We start from the raw sequence: 19,169 nt of genomic DNA on the forward strand, positions 1-19,169 counted from the left end.
ATGTGCCGGAGTATCAAGACCCTGCGTCCGCCCCAGCTGGCCGAGGAGGCCACCGAGGAGGAGATCCGTGCTGCCGCGTTGCAGTACGTGCGGAAGGTGTCCGGGTTCCGGGCGCCGGCCGCGCACAACAGGGAGGTGTTCGAGCGGGCGGTGGATGCGGTGGCGGAGGCGACTGCCGCGTTGCTGGGGGGACTGGAGGTGCGGGGGGCCGCTGTGCGGGGCGCCGCCGACTGAGGCGGGGCGGGGGTGGGGACGCTTACCGGGGCTTGCCGGGTGCTGCCCGTGCCCAGCCGGTGCGGTTGCCCGCGGCGTGATGGCTGGTGGGGTTGCCCGCGGCTCAGGCGGTGCGTATTACGCCGGACGTCTTCGCATCAGGTAGCCCGCGCCTGCGCCTGCGCCGAACAGGGCTGTTACCGATACTGCCGTGGCCATCCAGGTCGGGCCCAGCCACTGGGCGCCGAGCCAGCCGAGGGCGACGCTGTAGATCGCCCAGGTGAGGCCTGCCAGGGCGGACCAGGGGAGGAAGTCGCGGACGCTGCGCTGGGCGGCGCCGGCGCCGAGGGAGACGATCGAGCGGCCGGCCGGGGCGAAACGGGCCAGGACGACCAGCGCGCCGCCGCCCCTGGCGAGGGCCTCGCCGAGACGTTCCTGCGCGTTGCTGAGGCGTCGGGAGCGGGCGATCGCACGGTCCAGGCGGGCTCCGCCGCGCCGGGCGAGCCGGTAGGCGAACAGGTCGCCGAGGACCGACGCGGTGGCCGCGCAGAGGGTGAGCGCCAGGATGCCGGGGAGGGCGTGCGGCGGGACCTGACCGGCGGACGCGCCGGTGCCCGCCGCCACTGCCGTGGCCGCGGTGATGACGAGCACCCCGCTCGGCAGGACCGGGAGGAACACGTCGAGCAGGACCGAGAGGGCGACCATGGCGTATATCCATGGCCCGGCCTCCAGCGACCCCATGCTTTCCCACACGACGGTTCCCCCGCGATTGTCCTGTTGTGCCCCCCGTTGACAGCCATACAGCGTACGCCGGGGGTGTGACAGGAGTGTCACGGGGGGCTCGTATGTTCGGCAAAGGGTTATCGGGGAACGGTCATGCGGTGTCGTACGGCGACCGGCGTGTGCCGTTCGGCCGTCGCCGGCCGCTCCGGGTGCGTCTCCGTCCGCGGTTGCCCCTCGGCCGCCGCCGTCCGCAGCACCGCCCGCGCTATCGCGTCCGCGTCCGACAGGGTCACCGAGTCCACGCCCGGCCTGGCTCCCGCCGCGGTCACCCAGTGCACCCCCTCGGTGGGCACCCCGAAGGCGAACCGCCGTGCGTGCGGGCGGCCGTGACGGTCGAGGAGGCGGTACGGGCGTGGCGTGACGTCGACGCCGCCGGTCTCGTGGCCGTCCACCACGTGCGGGCGGCACGCGCCCTCGCGGAGCAGGGCGGCCAGCAGTTCGTCGGCGGTGCGGCGCAGGTCCGGCTCCGGGAGGCGGGCCTCGACGACGGTGGTCACCCGGACCTCCGAGCCGGGGACCTCGGGGGAGCGGGCCACCCAGGCGCCGCCCCCGCGGTCCCCGCGGTCCCCGCGGTCCCCGCGGTCCCCGCGGTCCCCGCGGTCCCCGCGGTCCCCGCGGTCCCCGCGGTCCCCGCGGTCCCCGCGGTCCCCGCGGTCCCCGCCGTCCCCGCCGTCCGTGCCGTCCGTGTGGTGCACCTCCACCCGCGGGCCGAGCACCTCCACCACGCCCGCCGCCAGCAGCGCGGTCAGCTCCTCGATACGGCGGCGGGGCGGGCCGATGGACAGGAACGCGTTGAGCGGGGTGTACCAGCCGTCCAGGTGGGCCCGCCGGGAGGCACCGGCCAGGCCGCCGTGGTCGACGATCAGCCGTATCTCGTTGCGCAGGTCGCGCAGTACGTCCAGGGCGGCCTTGAGCGGGCCGCGCACGTTGCCGAGGGCGGCCTGTGCCGCGTCCTCGCGCAGGTAGCCCAGGAGCCAGGCCCGCCACTGCGCGGGATCGGCGAACTCGCGGTCGCCGTACGGGCGCTGGAGGCGTTCCCAGGACCAGCGGTCCGGCTCCGGCACGCCGTGGGCGTCGAGTACGGCCGCCTCCGCGCGTCGGCCGTCGGCCGCGAGGAAGCGCGCGGTGAGCTCGGGGTCGCCGGTCAGGGCGGAGTAGTAGACCGTCTCGACCTCCTTCGCGACCAGCGGCCAGACCTCCGCGAGGAAGTCGGGCGCCGCGCCGGAGTCCGCGCGGTCGCGGAAGCCCGCGATCACCTCGGGGGTGAGCAGCAGCGGGGTGTGGCGGCCGTACGGGCCCTTCGCGTTGTCGCCGCGCGCCAGGTACGGGACGCCGCGCCGGGAGCCCGCGTACAGGCGGGGTTCGCGGCCGGAGGGGGTGTAGCGCAGGGTGCCGTCAGGGGTGCGGGTGAAGCGGCCGCCCCGGCCGGTGGTCAGCAGGGCCAGGTGGTCGAAGAAGTTGAGGCCGAGGCCGCGCAGCAGCACCGGTTCGCCGGGCGCGAGCGGGGTGAGGTCGACGTCGGCCGGGTTGGCGGGCGGGATGTGGCGGAGGCCGTGCCGTGCGGCGTGGGCGGCGAACCGGCGTTCCGCGGCGGACGCCGTCGCCGGGAGGTGGCCCTGGGCCAGCACGACCGCCGCCAGGCCGGGCAGGGTGCGGCCGTCGTGGAGGGTGAGCGTCTGACGGCGGCCGTCCGGGTCGTCGTCGAGCCGTACGGCACGGGCGCGGTGGGTCTCGACGCGGACGGCCGCCGGTGCCCCGGAGACCGTCCGCGCGAACACCCACTCCAGGTAGCGGCCGTACTGGGCGCGGGTCGGGTAGTCGTCGGGGCCCAGTTCGCCGCCGTCCGTGGCGGCGGCCCAGGCGTGCAGGCTGGGGCCGGGACGGACGGGGCCCGCGCAGTCCACGCTGGCGTCAGTGAACAGGGTGACCTGGCTCGCCACGGTGTTCATCAGCAGTTCCGCCGGCTGTGTCGTACGCCAGACCCGGCCGGGGCCGGGTGGCGCGGGGTCGATCACGTGGACCGTGAGGCGCCCTCCCGGGGGCAGCAGTTCGGGGGCGGAGGCGCAGAGGCGTTCCAGGACGCTGGTACCGCGCGGGCCGGCGCCGACCAGGGCGACGGAGACCGGCGCGGACTCCTGGACGTGCTCCTGGACGCGCTCTCGGCGGGACTCCTGGGGGGACTCCTGGGGGGAGGAGGACAAAGAGGTGACTCCCGGGCGAGTGGGGGCGCAGGGCAGTGACGCCGCCCGCGCGGGAACAGGAAGCGGACGGTCCGCCTCATCATGCCGTCGCGGTCGGCGGATGCCAACGTGGGGCCCACGCGGCACACTTGTCACCCGGCTGTGCTCAGCGGGTGGTGAGGACGGACTCCGTCATGGTCTCCAGGGTCCCGTCCCGCCGGGCCCGTTCCAGCCGCAGCCGGGCCGAACGGCCGTGCAGCGTCAGCGTCATGAGCTGGTTGCCGAACCACGGACCGCCCCTCTTCCGCCATGTCACCGGCGGCCGCGCGCACCGCCCGTGCCGGGTCAGCCGCCGCCCGAGGAACCGGGCCAGGGCGCTCCAGCCGAACCGGAAGCCGGCCCGGATCGTCGGCGGCACGGAGTTGTGGACGGGGGAGCAGGTGAGTTGCAGCACCCGGGAGCCGGGCGCGCTTCCGGCGGGCCACGCGGGCTCGGCGACGTAGGCGTGGTGGACGTCCCCGGAGAGCACGCAGATCGAGGCGGGTGCCGCGGGCCCGGAGCCGGTCCGGGCGAACAGGTCCGCCAGTTCGGCGAAGGACGCGGGGAAGGCCGCCCAGTGCTCCAGGTCGGCCGCGCGGCGCAGCCGTTCCCCGAACCGGGCCCAGCGGGCGCCCCGTTCGCCCCGGCACAGGGCCGCGTCCCAGGTCTCCAGGTCGTGTATCAGGTGCGGCAGCAGCCAGGGCAGCGAGGTGCCGACCAGGAGGTGGTCGTACGACTCCCGGTGGTCCAGGGCCTGTTCGCGCAGCCACCCGGCCTCGCCGGCATCGAGCATGGCGCGGCTCCGCTCGTCCAGGACCCGTGCCGCCCGGCTGTCCACCATCAGCAGCCGCACCCGTCCGAAGTCACGCCGGTAACTCCACCGTACGGAGGCCGGGTCGGCGTCGGCCCCGGCGGCGAAGGCGCGCAACTCGTCCGTGCCGTCGGGCGCGTCGCACACGGCGGCGTACAGCGGGTCGGCGGCCAGATCGGCCGGGGAGAGGTTGCCCAGGTGCTGGTGGACCCAGTACGACATCAGTCCGCTCAGCAGCCGCTCCTGCCACCAGGGCGTGGCGCGCACGTCGGCCAGCCAGGCGGCGGAGGTGTTCCAGTCGTCGATGACGTCGTGGTCGTCGAAGATCATGCAACTGGGCACGGTGGAGAGCAGCCAGCGCACCTCGGGGTCGAGCCAGGACTCGTAGTAGAGGCGGGTGTACTCCTCGTAGTCCGCGACCTCGGCGCCGGGCGGGTCCGCGAGATGGCGGCGGGCGGCCAGCCAGCGCCGGGTGGCCGCCGAGGTCTCGTCGGCGTACACCTGGTCGCCCAGCAGCAGGAGCACGTCGGGCCGTTGGCCGCCGGCGGCGACGCGCACGGCGAGGCTGTCGAGGGCGTCCGGGCCGACCGGATCCCGGCCGTCGGCGGGCGGCGCGGCCCAGCGGCAGGAGCCGAAGACGACGTGCAGGGGCTCGCCCGCGGCCGGGGTGCGGATCACCGGGGGAGGGAAAGGGGAGTCGGCCGGCGGCCACACGGGGGTGCCGTCGAGGAGGACGTCGTACGACGGTGCGGTTCCCGGGGTCAGCCCGGTCACCGGGACGAGGGCGTAGTGGTGGCCGGCCACCTGGAAGGTACGTGCGGTGCCGCCCGCGCCGTCCGAGCAGCGCACCTCGGCGGTACCCGGACGGCTCGCCTCGACCCAGACGGTCGCCGACGAGCCGTCGATGTACCTCAGCAGCGGTCCCAGGCGCAGTCCGGCCACGATCGCCCCGCCCTCTTCCTCGGTCGGTTCGCCTCTGTCGCCCCGTACGGTACGGAACGGCGGAGGCCGACGGGGAGTCCCGACGCGGGAAAGCGGGCAGGGAAGGGGGGTGGAGCGTGGGGGAACGCGGGGGAAGCGGGACGCCGCTGCGGCCGGCCGGTTCAGCAGGCGGAGAGGTAGCTGGTGAGCGCGCTCTTCTCGGCGGAGTCCACGGAGAGGTTGTAGTAGTACTTCACCTGGACCCAGGCGCGGACGTAGGTGCAGCGGTACGAGGTGAGGGACGGCATCCAGGTGGCCGGGTCCTGGTCGCCCTTGGACTGGTTCACGTTGTCCGTGACGGCGAGGAGCTGCGGGCGGGTGACGTCGTTGGCGAAGGCCTCGCGCTGGGCGGTGGTCCACTTGCTCGCGCCGGAGTCCCAGGCCTCGGCGAGCGGCACCAGGTGGTCGATGTCGACGTCGGAGGCGGAGGTCCAGGTGGCGCCGTCGTAGGGGGAGTACCAGGAGCCGCTGGTGGCGGTGCAGGCGGAGTTGGTGACGACGTTCGTGCCGTCGCGCTTGAGGATCCACTCGCGGGTGTTGCAGGTGCCGCTGATGGTGTCCCAGGTCGGGAAGAGGTCGCGCGCGTAGCCGGTGCGGTTCTCGGTGGCCACGGTGAGGGAGGCGAGGTAGGTGCGGGCGGTGGACGCGCTGACCGGGGTGGGGAGGGCGGCGGAGGCGCTCGGGGAGTTGAACAGGGCGGCGGAGGCTATGAGTCCGGTGAAGGCCGCGAGTATGCTGAGCCGTCGACGCGCGTAGAACTTCGGCATGCGAACTCCCTTGTGGGGTGGGGGTGTTGGAGCGCGAGCGAGGGAATGCTCGCGCCGCCGTGTTGCCGGTGGGTGAGCGTGCGGTAAGAAACTAATGACGTGTTCATGACACGACAAGATGTGCGACGTGACTCACAGCCGGGACTTCCGGCCTTGGGATCGCCGGCGCGGTCACGTACGCTTGGCGGTGTTGAAGGGGAGTAGCTCTTCGCCGGACCGTCGACATACTGCTCAGCCCGTCTGAGCCGGCGCCCGGAGGCGGACACCTCGGCGCTCTCGGTCACGAGGCCGCCAGCGAGACCTTCGGCAAGCAGTGCATGCCCGTGCCGTACGGCACGGGCGCCCGTGTGCGCTGCCGTGCCGAGGTGATCGTCTGCGAAGTGCGGTGCTCTCGGTGGGGTGGCCCCGACCGATTGAGGACCCTTGATCAGCATCACCGTGACGGCGCTCGTCTTCGGCGTCATCTTCCTCGCCGAACTGCCCGACAAGACCGCGCTCGCCGGTCTCGTCCTGGGCACGCGCTACCGGGCGTCGTACGTCTTCGCCGGTGTCGCCGCGGCCTTCCTCCTGCACGCCGTGCTCGCCGTCGCGGCCGGCAGCGTCCTGACCCTGCTCCCGCAGCAGATCGTGCACGCGCTGACCGGTGTGCTCTTCCTCGGTGGCGCGGCCGTGCTGCTGCTGAAGAAGGGCGAGGAGGAAGAGGAGATCCGCAAGCCGGCCGACCAGTCCTTCTGGAAGGTCGCCGGCACCGGGTTCATGCTCATCCTGGTCGCCGAGTTCGGCGACCTCACGCAGATCATGACGGCGAACCTCGCGGCCCGCTACGACGACCCGCTCTCCGTCGGTCTCGGCGCCGTGCTCGGCCTGTGGGCGGTCGCCGGACTCGGCATCGTCGGCGGCAAGGCGCTCATGAAGAAGGTGCCGCTGCGGCTGATCACGCAGATCGCGGCGGTGCTGATGCTCGCGCTGGGTGTGTGGAGCCTGTGGGAGGCGATCGCGGGCTGACCGGGGCCCGCCGCTGCCCCGGTCGGGTTGAAGACTCGGTGAACGGTCGGCGAAGGAGGTGGCGGGATCGGCGTTCTGTTTTGTACCGTGGGGGAACAAAGTGGCTCCCGCCCGTTTTCCCTGACCGGCGGGCGGGGCCGCCTTGTTTCTCCCGGCCCGCTTCCGGCCCGTGTACTAGGAGCTGCCCGATGACGGCCACCGTCCTCACCGCCCGCGCCCTCCTGCTCGACATGGACGGCACCCTCGTCAACTCCGACGCCGTCGTCGAGCGCATCTGGCGGCGCTGGTCCGAGCGGCACGGGCTGGACGGCGACGAGGTCATGAAGGTGGTGCACGGGCGCCAGGGGCACGCGTCCATGGCCGTGCTGCTGCCGGACCGGCCGATGAAGCAGAACCTCGCGGACAACGCGCGCATGCTGGCGGAGGAGACGGCCGACGTGGAGGGCGTGGTGGAGGTTCCCGGCGCCGCCGCCTTCCTCGCCTCCCTCCAGGGGCTGCCGCACGCGCTGGTGACCTCGGCGGACGTTCCGCTGTCCACGGTGCGGATGGCCGCCGCCGGGCTGCCGCTGCCCGCGGTGCGGGTGACCGCGGAGTCGGTGGGCGCGAGCAAGCCGGACCCCGAGGGCTTTCTGAAGGGGGCGGCGGAGCTGGGCGTCGCTCCGGCGGACTGCGTGGTGTTCGAGGACTCGGGCGCGGGGATCGCGGCGGGGCGCGCGGCCGGGATGCGGGTCGTCGGCGTCGGGACACGAGCCGCGGTGCACGGACCGGACGCGACGGTGCGGGACCTCACGGAGGTGCGGGTCGAGGCGGCGGCGGACGGTTCGATCCGGGTACACGTCGGCGAAGCCTGAGGCCCGGGGGACGCTCACCAGCTTGCCGGGTGCCACCGCGGCACGCCTGCCCGCAGCCGACTGAGCCCCGTAAGGGTCGCGGGGAACCACGCGACACCCCCCCCCACTCACCGACGCTTCCGGCGACCCGCCGCGCCACCGCCCCGGCCGGCACCGCTCACCGACGCTTGCGGCGACCCACCCCGCCACCGTCTCGCCGCGGCACGACTGCCCGCAGTCGACTGAGCCCCGTAAGGGTCGCGGGGAACCACGCGACCCCCCCCACTCACCGACGCTTCCGGCGACCCGCCGCGCCACCGCCCCGGCCGGCACCGCTCACCGACGCTTGCGGCGACCCACCCCGCCACCGTCTCGCCGCGGCACGACTGCCCGCAGTCGACTGAGCCCCGTAGGGGGCGCCAGGAACTGCGCGACAAACCCCCACTCACCCGCACCCACCCCACCACCGCCACCGTCCCGGCCGGCACGACTGCCCACAGTCGACTGAGCCCCGTAGGGGGCGCGGGGAACTGCGCGACAAGCCCCCACTCACCCGCACCCACCCACCCACCCACCACCGCCACCGCCCCGGCCGGCACCGCTCACCGACGCTTGCGGCGACCCACCTCGCAACCGTCTCGCCGCGGCACGACTGCCCGCAGCTGACTGAGCCCCGTAGGGGGCGCCAGGAACTGCGCGACAAGCCCCCACTCACCCGCACCCACCCCACCACCGCCACCCCACCACCGCCCCGGCCGGCACCCTTCACCGCCCCGCGCGGCAACGCACCCCCCGTCGGCGCAACCCCCTACGGCTTCGTCGTCTCCGATTCCAGTGCCACCCGGGTGGCCGTCCCGTACACCCCCGACTGGTCGGTCAGGATGCCCCGGGCCAGCTGGTACGTGCGTACCGCGTTCTCCGTTCCGGGGCCGTAGTGGCCGTCGGCCTTCCCGGTGTAGAGGTTCAGCTGGGCCAGCCGCCGCTGGAGCTCGGTCACCTCCGCCCCGGTGTCGCCGGGGCGGAGGACCGGGGCCGTGGTGGGCTGCGCGGAGGCCGCCGCGCCCGCCGTCGTCGCCGATCCGGTCGGGGTCGCGGAGCGCGAGGGCGTGGGGGAGGCCGGCGTGCCGGAGGGCGCCGGGGACGGGGAGTGCGACGGGCTCGGGCTCGCCGGTCCGGACGGTGCGGCCGAGGGGGAGGACGAGGGCGAGGTGACCGGCGCCGCGGCCGGGGGCGACGCCGTGCTCGGGGTCACGTCCGGGACGCTCTGCCGTACGTCCGCCGGAGCCGCCCCGTCCCTCGTCGGCGTCACGCGGGCGAACAGCCCGCTCGTGAACCCCGCCACCGCGAGGATCGCGGCCACCGCCCCGGCGGCCGCCAGCAGCAGGGCCCACCGGGGACTCCGGCGCGGCTGCCGGGCCGGCGCCGCCTCGGCTTCGTCGGCGACCACCGGCCGCAACGGCACGGTCGGCGCCGCCACCACCGGCAGCGGCGCGGTCCCGGCACCGGGGCCGGCCGCCGCGTCCGTCTCGATGGCCACGTACGGCCGTATCCGCAGCGGGTCGAAGTCCTCCGCCGCCGCCTGTTCGGCGGTACGCGCGTCGCGCAACGCGTCGGCGGTGCGCTGGTTGCAGTCGCAGGCGGGGGAGCCGTCCGGCCCCTTCGGCGTCCCGCACTCCGGGCACTGGTGGTGGCCCCCGCTCCCCGGCGTATCCGTCACGGCGTTCGTCCCTCCCCTCACGAACTCCACAGATTATGCAGAGCGCCCACACGTACGTTCTCCGGAACCCCTCGTCTCACAGGCGCCGAAAAGGACTCGACGGGCCGTACCGGGTGACACCGTCCACGATGGAAGATGGCCGAAAGCCCCGGGAGGTCTCCATGGCCCTGGAAACGACGGACACCCAGGCGAAGGACGCGGAGCGGGTGCCCGGCAACGTGCTGGTCCCGATCGGCGCGCTGCTGCTCGGGCTGTTGCTGGCCGCGCTGGACCAGACGATCGTGTCGACGGCGCTGCCGACCATCGTCAGTGACCTCGGCGGCCTCGAACACCTGTCGTGGGTGGTCACCGCCTACCTGCTGGCCTCCACCGCCGCCACCCCGCTGTGGGGCAAGCTCGGCGACCAGTACGGGCGCAAGCGGCTCTTCCAGCTCGCGATCGTGATCTTCCTCATCGGGTCGGCGCTGTGCGGAGTGGCCCAGGACATGGGTGAGCTGATCGGCTTCCGCGCCCTGCAGGGGCTGGGCGGCGGCGGGCTGCTGGTGCTGTCGATGGCGATCGTGGGGGACATCGTGCCGCCGCGTGAACGGGGCCGGTACCAGGGGCTGTTCGGTGCCGTGTTCGGCGCCACCAGCGTGCTCGGGCCGCTGCTCGGCGGGGTGCTCACCGAGCAGCTGAGCTGGCGCTGGGTGTTCTACGTCAACCTGCCCGTCGGCGTCGTCGCGCTGGCGGTGATCGCCGTCGCGCTGCACATCCCACGCCGGAGGGCCCGCCACGTCATCGACTACCTCGGCACCCTCCTGATCGCCGCCGTCGCCACCTGCCTGGTGCTGGTGGCCTCGCTGGGCGGGACGACGTGGGCATGGGGGTCGGCGCAGATCATCGGGCTCGTGGTCGTCGGGGTGGCACTCGCCGTCGCCTTCGTCGCCGTCGAGCGGCGGGCCGCCGAACCCGTGCTCCCGCTGACCCTCTTCGGCGTCCGTACTTTCACCCTCGCCGCCGTGATCAGCTTCGTCGTCGGGTTCGCGATGTTCGGCGCGATGACCTACCTGCCGACCTTCCTCCAGGTCGTGCAGGGCATCTCACCGACCCTGTCGGGCGTGCACATGCTGCCGATGGTGATCGGGCTGCTGCTGTCGTCCACGCTCTCCGGGCAGGTCGTCAGCCGTACCGGGCACTGGAAGGTGTTCCCGGTCGCCGGCACCGGCGTGACCACCATCGGGCTGCTGCTCCTGCACCGGCTCGACGAACACAGCTCGACCGCCCAGATGAGCGCCTACTTCTTCGTCTTCGGCCTGGGCCTCGGCCTGGTCATGCAGGTGCTGGTGCTCATAGTCCAGAACGCCGTCTCGTACGAGGACCTCGGCGTCGCCACCTCCGGCGCCACCTTCTTCCGCTCCATCGGGGCCTCCTTCGGCGTCGCCGTCTTCGGCTCCGTCTTCGCGGGCCGGCTCGCCGACAAGCTCGCCGACGCCTTCCGCGGCGTCCGCCTCCCGCCCGGCGCCACCCCGGAAGCCCTCAAGGCCGACCCGCGCGGCATCGCCACCCTGCCGCCCGCGCTGCGTCCGGCCGCCCTGCACGCGTACGCGTCCTCGATCACGGACGTCTTCCTGTACGCCGCCCCGGTCGCCCTCCTCGGCTTCGCCCTCGCCTGGTTCCTCAAGGAGGACCCGCTGCGCGGCTCGGTCACCGCGCCGGACGCCTCCGAGACCATCCCGCCCAACCCGGTTCACCGGTCGTCGTACGACGAGTGCTCCCGGGCGCTCTCCCTGCTCGCCACCCGCGAGGGGCGCCGGGAGGTCTACCGGAAGATCAACGCGCGGGCCGGTCACGCCGACCTGCTGCCCGCCTCCGGCTGGCTGCTGCTGCGGATCCGGAAGTACGGCTCCGTGGAGCCGGGGCGGCTCGCCGAGCGCGGCCCGGTCCCGATGAACGTCGTCCTGGCGGGCGCCCGCCAGCTGGAGGAGCGGCACCTCGCCGACCGCCTCGGCCTCGACCTGACCCTCACCGAGCAGGGCCGCGAGGTCGCCGACCGGCTCGCCGGGGCCCGCGAGGAGTCCCTGGCCGACCTCCTCGGCGACTGGTGGAGCCCGGACCGGCCCACCGACCTGGACCGCCTGGTGAAGGAACTGACCGACGAACTGTGCGGCACTGAACGCGAACAGCCCCAGCACCCCGCGGCCGGACAGGTCAGCTGACGAGCTCCTTGCGGAACCAGTGCTCGGCGTAGACGTCGTCGTTGTGCCGCGCGGTCTCCGTGTAGCCGAGCCGCGCGTACAGGGCGCGGGCCTCCACCAGGTCGGTGCGGGTGTCCAGGACGATCCGCGCGGCCCCGAGGGCACGGGCCGCGTCCTCGGCCGCCGTGACGAGGAGGGCGGCCCCGCCCCGGCCGCGCAGCCCCTCGTGCACGAAGACCCGGGTGAGTTCGGCGGTGGCCGGTTCCAGGAGCCGTACGCCCGCGCTGCCGGCCGGCTCACCGTCGTACCGCGCGATCAGCAACCGGCCTGTGGGCGGGGCCAGTTCGGAGCCCGGCCGGGCGGCGATCTCCCGGTGCAGCTCGGCCGGGTCGGTGCGGCGGCCCTCGTGGCGCAGGTACCAGCGGTCGCTGACCTCCGTGTAGTACGCCCGCCACAGGGCGCGGGCGGCGGCGGAGTCCGGGCGTTCCGGGGCGATCGTCCAGGAGGTCATGGGGCGTAGTGTCCGGCGGTCCGGGGTGGTCCGCGCAACCGGATATCGGCGGCCGGGTCCTGTTCCGGACGGCCGGGCTGTTTGCCGGGCGGTGTGCGGGTCACCCGGTGGGGGAGACGGCCCGTCGGGCCGAGACACCGGAAGGCAACCATGTCCACAGGCTTGATCATCGCGATTGTGATCGTGGCCGCCGTGGTCGTCGTCGCGGCCCTGCTGGCCGTGCGCGCCAGGGGCAGCGGCCCGCAGGGCCTGAAGCAGCGCTTCGGACCCGAGTACGAGCGGACGGTGGCCCAGCACGGCGGCGACACCAAGGCGGCCGAGCAGGAACTCGCCGAGCGGGTGCAGCGCCACGGCGGACTGCACGAGCGCGAGCTGGAACCGGCGGAGCGGGAACGCTACGAGGCCCGCTGGACCACCGCACAGGAGCACTTCGTCGACTCGCCCCGGGAGTCCGTGGCCGAGATCGACCTGCTGCTCGCCGAACTGGCCGCAGACCGCGGCTTCCCGGCCGGCACGGACTACGAGGACCAGGTGGCCGCGCTCTCCGTGCACCACGCCGACCACGTCGACGGCTACCGCCGCGTCCACCGTGCTGTCCAGGCCCCGGTGGGCGGGTCGCCGCAGAGCCAGGCCGGGACCGAGGAGATGCGGATGGCCATGATCGAGGCCCGCTCCCTCTTCGTCGACCTGGTCAGCCCCTCGTCCCACGAGCACGGCCGGCACCGCGCCGGTGTCGGTGCCGACACCGGCGGACACCTGCCCTGGTCCGCCGACCAGACCCGCCCGAAGGAGAGTTGACCGACATGACCGACGCCAGGACCGGATCATCGGGCCGCCGCCCCGTCGGCGGTGACGTGTATCCCGGCGGCAGCGCGATGCCCCCGGGACGTGAGGAGGAGACAACCGACCGGGACGACGCCGCCGTCAGCGGTGTCACCCCGGGACAGGAGAAACCCGAACGCGCGGCGGCCCGGGACGACCGGGACGACGCCGGGCCGGCGGTGCTGGTGGCCGGTGACGGCCCGGGGCACGAGACGGACGCGGGCCGCGGCGGCGAGCAACTGATGCCCCGCGAGGAGTGCGGACAGCTGGAGCGCAGGCTCCAGCAGGCGGTCACCGGTTTCGTCGACGAGCCGCGGGCGGCCGTCGAGGAGGCCGACCGGGCCGTCGAGGAGATCACCGCCCGCTTCACCGACGCCGTCGACCGGCGCCGCCGCACCCTGCGCGGCAGCTGGCAGTCCGCCGACGCGAACCGCCCCGGCAGCGCCGACACCGAGCAGCTCCGGCTGGCCCTGCGCGACTACCGCGAACTGGCGGACCGGCTGCTGCACATGTGAGTCACCCGAGCCGCCCGCACCCGTGTCACCCGCGCGTCACCCGCGCGGGTCCGGCTCCGGGTGCTCCCGCTGCGCACCGGCCGCCGTCCGGCGCTCCCGCCACTCGCGTACGACCTCCTCGACGTCGTACGGCTTCTTGCCCAGCGGGGGCCCGGGCGGCGGCTTGAACATCATGTCGCGGATCTTGACGTTGACATCCGTGATGATCTTGCGGACGATCCGCTCCGAAGGCGCCGCGTAGGCGGCCGTCAGCGCGTCCTCGGCCTCCTTGCGCAGGGCGAGCGTCGGTGGCAGCACAGCCAGGCCCTCCCGGGCCATCTTCCTTTTGATCCACCACAGTTCGTCGTACGACGTCTCCAAAGCCGCGGGCAGCGGCTCGCCCGCGCCCGGCAGCCGGTCGAACTCACCGCGCCGCTGGGCGTCTTGAATCTGCTTGTCGACCCAGGACTCGAACGGTACCCCGGGTGGCTTTCGCTCGGTCATGACTCCATTGTGCCGGACGCGGCCCGGCCGGGCGTTTTATCATGCGCCGGAGATCCACGACGGATCACGAAGGATTCAGGAACCGTCCAGGGGGAACGCACGTGCTCGAACTCACCATGGCCTCCGTGTCCGGAGAAGCGGGCGAGACGGCCGGAATGCTCATGGCCGACGCGCCCAGCGACCCGGGTGCCGTGTTGCGAGTGGGCCGCGACGCCGCCGCCTGCCGGCTGATCACGCCCGACGACTGGCTGTTCGTCTCCCGGGTGCACCTGGAGTTCCTGTGCGGGCCCGAGGGCGGCTGGCAGGTCACCTGGCTGCGCGGCTCCCAGGCCGAACCCTCCTCCGAGGTCCTGCTGACCGTCGGCGAGTACGCCCAGGCCATCGCGTACGGCGGCACGGTCGCGCTGCCCCGGGGCGGCTCCGGCGAGATCGTCATCCGGGACCGCACCGCCCCGCGCAGCGTCAACGTGGGCTTCTACCAGGAGGGTTGAGCGACAACGCGCAGGCGGGCCGGCCCGCCGGGTCAGTCGAGGACCCGCGCCAGCGCGAAGCCGTCGTAGCCCTTGCTGCCGACCGTCTGGATCGCCGTGCCGGTCAGCCTCGGGTGGGCCGCGATCAGCTCGATCGCGGCGCGGGTGCCGACCACGTCCGGCTCGGGGCTCTCGGCGTCGACGACCCGGCCGCCGCGCACCACGTTGTCGACGATGATCAGGCTGCCGGTGCGGGTGAGCCGGAGCGCCCACTCCACGTAGTGCGGGTTGTTGGCCTTGTCGGCGTCGATGAAGACCAGGTCGAAGGGGGCCGGGTTCTCGTCGGCGAGCTTGGGCAGCGACTCCAGGGCGGGCCCCACCCGTACCTCGACCAGCTTCTCCAGGCCCGCGCGCGCGATGTTGCGGACCGCGATCTCGGCGTGGTGGGCGCTGTACTCCAGCGAGATCAGCCTGCCGTCGGCGGGCAGCGCACGGGCCAGCCAGATGGTGCTGTAGCCGCCCAGGGTGCCGATCTCCAGGATGTTCCGGGCGTCCTGGATCTGCGCGAGGAGCTGGAGCAGTTTGCCCTGGTTGGCGGTGACGTTGACGTGCGGAAGCTCGTTCGCCTCGCTCTCCCGCAGCGCCGCCTGCAGCGACTCGTCGTCCGGTGACAGGTGGCTGGTGAAGTAGAAGTCGACGTCGTCCCAGAGCTGAGAGCCGCTCATGCGTCCGTTGCCTTTCGCCTATGCAGATCGCCGTCCAGTGCAGCTACCTGGATAGCACTACTGGGGCGGCGACGGGGGGCGGCAGCGGCGGGCGGCGGGAGTGTCGTACGGCCGTCAGGGAGGCGGCCGTGACGGCCGGCAGCAGTGCGGCGGCGACCGTCGGCAGCCGGGCCGGGACGTCGGCCAGGGGTGGGGGGTGTGCCTGTTTCGTCGGGTGCGGGGTGGTGGGGGCTTGTCGCGCAGTTCCCCGCGCCCCCGCGTCCCTGGGGGTCCCCCGGCCTTCGGTCGGGGGACCCCCAGGGACCCGTCAGGGCGCTGCTAGCGGGCTTCGACGGAAGGTGCCGAGCCCGGGAGAGGCTTGCCAGCTGTTTCTGTCATGCGCCAGGCGGCGAAGCCGCCGACCACCGCCGCGGCCATCATGTAGTACGCGGGCATCATCAGGTTCCCCGTCGCTCCGATCAGGGCCGTCACCGCGAGCGGGGTCGTGCCGCCGAAGAGGGAGACCGAGATGTTGAAGCCGATGGACAGGGAGCCGTAGCGGACCCGGGTGGGGAAGAGGGCCGGGAGGGCGGCCGGCATCGCTGCCGTGAAGCAGACCAGGAGGAGGCCGAGGGCGCCCATGCCGAGGCCGACCGCGAGCAGGCTGCCCTGGCGGATCAGGAGGAGGGCGGGGACGGAGAGGAACAGGAAGCCCGCGCAGCCCGCCGCGATCACCGGGCGGCGGCCGACACGGTCGGTGAGGGCGCCGGCGAACGGCTGGACGATCATCATCAGCGCCATCACGCCGAGGACGACCAGCAGGCCGTGCGTCTCGTCGTACTTCAGCTCACTGGTGAGGTAGCTGGGCATGTACGACAGCAGCATGTAGTCGGTGACGTTGAAGACCAGGACCAGGGCCATGCACAGGAGCAGGGCGGGCCACTGGCTGGTGATCATCTCGCGGAGCGGGACCTTCGGGCGGGCCGACTCCGCCTTCTCGACCTCCGCCGCGAACGCCGGGGTCTCCTCCAGGCGCATCCGCAGGTAGAGGCCGACGATGCCCATCGGGCCCGCGATCAGGAACGGGATGCGCCAGCCCCAGGAGGTCAGGTCGTCCGCGGACAGCAGGGCCGTCATCAGGGTCACCAGGCCGGCGCCGCCGATGTAGCCCGCCAGCGTGCCGAACTCCAGCCAGCTGCCGAAGAAGCCGCGCTTCTTGTCCGGCGCGTACTCGGCGATGAAGGTGGACGCGCCCGCGTACTCGCCGCCGGTGGAGAAGCCCTGGACCAGGCGGGCGGCGAGGAGCAGCAGCGGGGCGCCGACGCCGATCGACGCGTAGGACGGGATCAGGCCGATCGCGAAGGTGCCCGCCGCCATCATGATCATGGTGACGGCGAGGACCTTCTGGCGGCCCACGCGGTCGCCGAGCGGGCCGAAGACCATGCCCCCGAGCGGGCGGACCAGGAAGGCCGCGGCGAAGGCGCCGAACGTGGACAGCAACTGGGCGGTCGGGTTGCCGGACGGGAAGAAGACCTTGCCCAGCGTCACCGCGATGTAGCTGTAGACGCCGAAGTCGAACCACTCCATGGCGTTGCCGAGCGCGGCCGCCTTCACGGCGCGCTTCACCAGCGCGGGGTCGGTGACGGTCGGCGCGGCGGCGGTGGCCGTACGGGGGCCGGGGAGCTGCGCGGACGGGGTGACTGCTGTGGCGGTCGCCAAAACGGGGCTCGCCTACCTTTCGTGGGGGACGGGGGCGCGGCCCGTACGGCGGTGGACGGGACGAAAAGCGACGATAGGAGCACTTGGGGGCGTTACGTCGCGTACGCACTTACCTGCACAGTGCAGCTAAATGTGCTGTACGCAGGGACGTCTGCCCGCCCGCGGGGCCGTATGCAGGCCGGACACTGTGATCCTTGTCGCGCTCCGTGGGTGCGACCGGGCCGCCCGTGCCCTGTCGAATTCGTCGTCTTCCGGTCAGAAGGCGACCGGATGTCAGGCGAAGAGGGGGTTGCCTGCGTCTGTGCACAGAGGTGGTGGGAGCCTCGTAGGGTTCTCAGACGACGTGCGGGACGCGGCGGGAGGCCGGCGAGGCGTGGCGAACGTGGAGCACAGCGGGCGAGCGGGAGAGGCATTCGGCGGGGCGGAAACCGGAACACGGCTCAGAATGATCCGGCTCGCCCTGTGGGCGGTGGCCGCGATCCTCGTCGTACGGCAGCTGGCCGTCGTCCTCGGCACCCCGAGCGGGGAACGGCTCACGGACCTGGAGACCTGGGTCGGCCCCGAGGGCGTGCTGCACGTCAAGGGTTCCCTGTACGACTCGACGCAGTTCACCGGCACCCCCTTCGGCGGGCTGGTGCTCAAGCCGCTCACCAGAGCCGCCGAACAGGCCCTCGGCTGGGGCTGGACCTTCGGCACCCTGCTGCTGGTGGTCGCCCTCGGCCTGGTCGCCGCCCGCGCGCTGCCCCAACCGGTGAGCCGCCGCACCTCGCTCCTTGCCGCACCGGTCGCGATCAGCCTGCTGATGCTCTCGCTGCCCGTCCGCAACACCCTCTGGCTCGGCCAGACCAGCATCATCCCGGTCCTGCTGGTGCTCCTCGGCTGCTTCGCCGCCCGCGGGCAGCGTGACAGCGGAGTGTGCGTCGGGCTGGCCGCCGCCCTCCAGCCGGCGCTGCTGCTCTTCGCCCCGCTGCTGTGGTTCACCGGCCGCCGCCGGGCCGCCGCCGCCACCGGCGCGACCTTCGCCGTGTGCACGGCGCTGGCCTGGGCGGCTCTGCCGCACGACTCGTACACCTACTGGATCCACCACATCGCCGGCGCCGGCCTCGGCGGTCAGGCTGACGCGCTCGCCAACCAGTCGCTGCACGGCGCCCTGCTGCGGTTCGGGTTGAGCGGTCCGCTGGAGATCGTGCTGTTCCTGGCGCTCGGCGCCGCCGTGGCCGCCGTCGCGCTGCACCGCGCGGTGCGCTACGCCCGCGACGGGCAGCTGCTGCTCGCGGTCGCGATCACCGGCTGCGCGGTGGTGGCCGTGTCGCCGACCGCTTGGCCGTACCAGCTGGTGTGGGTACTGCTGGCGGCGGTCGGGCGGGTCGGCAAGCGAGCGTCGGACCGGTATCCGTGGCCGGTCGCGGTGGTCCTGGTGGTGACGCTGCCCGCGAAGATGCTGCTGCCGAACGTGTCCGTGGTGTACACCCTGCGCGACAACCTGGTACTGCTTGCCGCCCTGGCCGCGGCCACCACGGTTCCGTTCCTGTCGACCGCTTCGCCGCACTTCCGCTCACCCGTCCCGACCGTCTACGCGGCGCCGGTCCCGGCCCGCCTTCCCCTGGTTCCGCTGCTGCCGTTCTGGCGCAGGGTGGTCACGCGGCCCAGCCTGCTGCTCGAACTGCTGCTCATCCGGGTCTTCTACGCGGCGTACTCCTCCGTGCGGACCGCCGCGAGCGGAGGCCGTGCGGTCGCGGAGGCGCACGGGCACCAGGTCCACTCGATCGAGAAGGCCCTCCATATCGACATCGAGCAGTGGGCCAACCACACGGTGGTCCGGTTGCCCCGGGTGGAACGTTTCCTCGGGTTCTACTACGAGTCGTTCCACTTCGTGGTGCCTCTGGCGATCCTCGGTGTGCTCTACGCCCGGCGCCCCGCGGACTACCGTTGGGCACGCAGTTCGCTCGGCATCGCCACGTTGATCGGGCTGCTCGGATTCTGGCTCTACCCGCTCGCCCCGCCGCGCCTGACGCCGGGGCTCGGTTTCGTCGACACCGTGCATGGCGTCCAGGACCTGAGCAAGCCCGACTACGGTGCGATGACCGCGGTCACCAACCAGTACGCGGCCATGCCCTCCCTGCACTTCGGATGGTCGCTGTGGTGCGGAGTCGTCATCGCCGTACTGGCCCCCAAGTGGTGGATGAAGGCGCTCGGGCTCCTGCATCCGCTGTTCACCGTGGCCGCGATCGTCGCGACGGCCAACCACTGGGTTCTTGACGCGGTCGGCGGCGCTGCGGTGGTCGCTGCGGGATTCGCGCTGACATACCTGCTGTCGGGACCGCCCCGTGGCGCGGCTGCCGGCATGCCGGCCGAGCGCGGCGGCCGTGATCAGGTACCGCATCCGGCGAACGGAGCGGTGTAGCCGCCGCGCGCAACACCCCGCGTCAATCGGGTGGATCC

The 19,169-nt window shown here is 73.3% G+C and carries 17 protein-coding genes; 8 read left to right on the plus strand and 9 right to left on the minus strand.

Annotated elements, in window-relative coordinates; genetic code table 11:
- Positions 1-234, plus strand: coding sequence for a DUF2277 domain-containing protein (locus BLW82_RS30040; protein WP_093508360.1), 234 nt, complete (start codon positions 1-3; stop codon positions 232-234).
- A gap of 117 nt (positions 235-351) precedes the next feature.
- On the opposite strand, the gene BLW82_RS30045 is transcribed toward BLW82_RS30040, so the two are convergent.
- The 4 genes from BLW82_RS30045 to BLW82_RS30065 form a co-directional block, all read right to left on the minus strand.
- Positions 352-918, minus strand: coding sequence for a DedA family protein (locus tag BLW82_RS30045; protein ID WP_352091895.1), 567 nt, complete (start codon positions 916-918; stop codon positions 352-354).
- Positions 919-1,073: 155 nt separating this feature from the next.
- On the minus strand, positions 1,074-3,107 hold the full coding sequence (locus tag BLW82_RS30055) for an FAD/NAD(P)-binding protein (protein ID WP_256216243.1): 2,034 nt from the start codon (positions 3,105-3,107) through the stop codon (positions 1,074-1,076).
- A 235-nt stretch (positions 3,108-3,342) separates the two neighbouring features.
- Positions 3,343-4,968: an alkaline phosphatase D family protein gene (locus BLW82_RS30060; RefSeq protein WP_093503548.1), complete on the minus strand. Its 1,626-nt coding sequence runs from the start codon at positions 4,966-4,968 to the stop codon at positions 3,343-3,345.
- A 161-nt stretch (positions 4,969-5,129) separates the two neighbouring features.
- Positions 5,130-5,774, minus strand: coding sequence for an HNH endonuclease family protein (locus BLW82_RS30065; protein ID WP_093503550.1), 645 nt, complete (start codon positions 5,772-5,774; stop codon positions 5,130-5,132).
- 423 nt (positions 5,775-6,197) lie between these two features.
- Between BLW82_RS30065 and BLW82_RS30070 the strand changes: the two genes are divergently transcribed.
- Both BLW82_RS30070 and BLW82_RS30075 read left to right on the plus strand, forming a co-directional pair.
- Complete coding sequence (locus tag BLW82_RS30070) at positions 6,198-6,779, plus strand: TMEM165/GDT1 family protein (protein ID WP_093503551.1); 582 nt, start codon at positions 6,198-6,200, stop codon at positions 6,777-6,779.
- 188 nt (positions 6,780-6,967) lie between these two features.
- Positions 6,968-7,630: an HAD-IA family hydrolase gene (locus BLW82_RS30075; RefSeq protein ID WP_093503552.1), complete on the plus strand. Its 663-nt coding sequence runs from the start codon at positions 6,968-6,970 to the stop codon at positions 7,628-7,630.
- Positions 7,631-8,417: 787 nt separating this feature from the next.
- Here the strand turns inward: BLW82_RS30075 and BLW82_RS30080 are convergent.
- Positions 8,418-9,326: a peptidoglycan-binding domain-containing protein gene (locus BLW82_RS30080; protein ID WP_093508361.1), complete on the minus strand. Its 909-nt coding sequence runs from the start codon at positions 9,324-9,326 to the stop codon at positions 8,418-8,420.
- A 161-nt stretch (positions 9,327-9,487) separates the two neighbouring features.
- Here BLW82_RS30080 and BLW82_RS30085 point away from each other — a divergent pair, with 161 nt between their 5' ends.
- Positions 9,488-11,524 (plus strand): MDR family MFS transporter, encoded by a 2,037-nt coding sequence (locus tag BLW82_RS30085; protein WP_177233117.1) that lies wholly within the window; start codon positions 9,488-9,490, stop codon positions 11,522-11,524.
- Here the strand turns inward: BLW82_RS30085 and BLW82_RS30090 are convergent.
- Positions 11,517-12,014: a GNAT family N-acetyltransferase gene (locus tag BLW82_RS30090; RefSeq protein ID WP_093503555.1), complete on the minus strand. Its 498-nt coding sequence runs from the start codon at positions 12,012-12,014 to the stop codon at positions 11,517-11,519. The two genes, BLW82_RS30085 and BLW82_RS30090, sit on opposite strands and share 8 nt — an antisense overlap.
- Positions 12,015-12,164: 150 nt before the next feature.
- Between BLW82_RS30090 and BLW82_RS30095 the strand changes: the two genes are divergently transcribed.
- Together BLW82_RS30095 and BLW82_RS30100 are read left to right on the plus strand one after the other, a co-directional pair.
- Positions 12,165-12,812: a hypothetical protein gene (locus tag BLW82_RS30095; RefSeq protein WP_093503557.1), complete on the plus strand. Its 648-nt coding sequence runs from the start codon at positions 12,165-12,167 to the stop codon at positions 12,810-12,812.
- A gap of 5 nt (positions 12,813-12,817) precedes the next feature.
- Positions 12,818-13,351, plus strand: a complete 534-nt coding sequence (locus tag BLW82_RS30100) for a hypothetical protein (RefSeq protein ID WP_093503559.1) — start codon at positions 12,818-12,820, stop codon at positions 13,349-13,351.
- Positions 13,352-13,387: 36 nt separating this feature from the next.
- Here the strand turns inward: BLW82_RS30100 and BLW82_RS30105 are convergent, their stop codons facing one another.
- Positions 13,388-13,834 carry a DnaJ family domain-containing protein gene (locus BLW82_RS30105; RefSeq protein ID WP_093503561.1) on the minus strand — a complete coding sequence of 149 codons (447 nt, stop codon included), beginning with the start codon at positions 13,832-13,834 and terminating at the stop codon, positions 13,388-13,390.
- 101 nt (positions 13,835-13,935) lie between these two features.
- Here BLW82_RS30105 and BLW82_RS30110 point away from each other — a divergent pair, with 101 nt between their 5' ends.
- Positions 13,936-14,325, plus strand: coding sequence for an FHA domain-containing protein (locus BLW82_RS30110; RefSeq protein WP_093503563.1), 390 nt, complete (start codon positions 13,936-13,938; stop codon positions 14,323-14,325).
- A gap of 32 nt (positions 14,326-14,357) precedes the next feature.
- On the opposite strand, the gene BLW82_RS30115 is transcribed toward BLW82_RS30110, so the two are convergent.
- Both BLW82_RS30115 and BLW82_RS30120 read right to left on the minus strand, forming a co-directional pair.
- Positions 14,358-15,029: an O-methyltransferase gene (locus BLW82_RS30115; RefSeq protein ID WP_093503565.1), complete on the minus strand. Its 672-nt coding sequence runs from the start codon at positions 15,027-15,029 to the stop codon at positions 14,358-14,360.
- A 318-nt stretch (positions 15,030-15,347) separates the two neighbouring features.
- Entirely contained in the window at positions 15,348-16,727 is a 1,380-nt protein-coding gene (locus BLW82_RS30120; RefSeq protein ID WP_093503567.1) for an MFS transporter, read from the minus strand.
- 373 nt (positions 16,728-17,100) lie between these two features.
- Here BLW82_RS30120 and BLW82_RS30125 point away from each other — a divergent pair, with 373 nt between their 5' ends.
- Complete coding sequence (locus tag BLW82_RS30125) at positions 17,101-19,131, plus strand: bifunctional glycosyltransferase 87/phosphatase PAP2 family protein (RefSeq protein WP_177233118.1); 2,031 nt, start codon at positions 17,101-17,103, stop codon at positions 19,129-19,131.
- The last annotated feature ends 38 nt before the right edge of the window (positions 19,132-19,169 follow it).

Origin of the sequence: Streptomyces sp. Ag109_O5-10 (assembly GCF_900105755.1) — a bacterium.
Classification (GTDB): Bacteria; Actinomycetota; Actinomycetes; order Streptomycetales; family Streptomycetaceae; genus Streptomyces.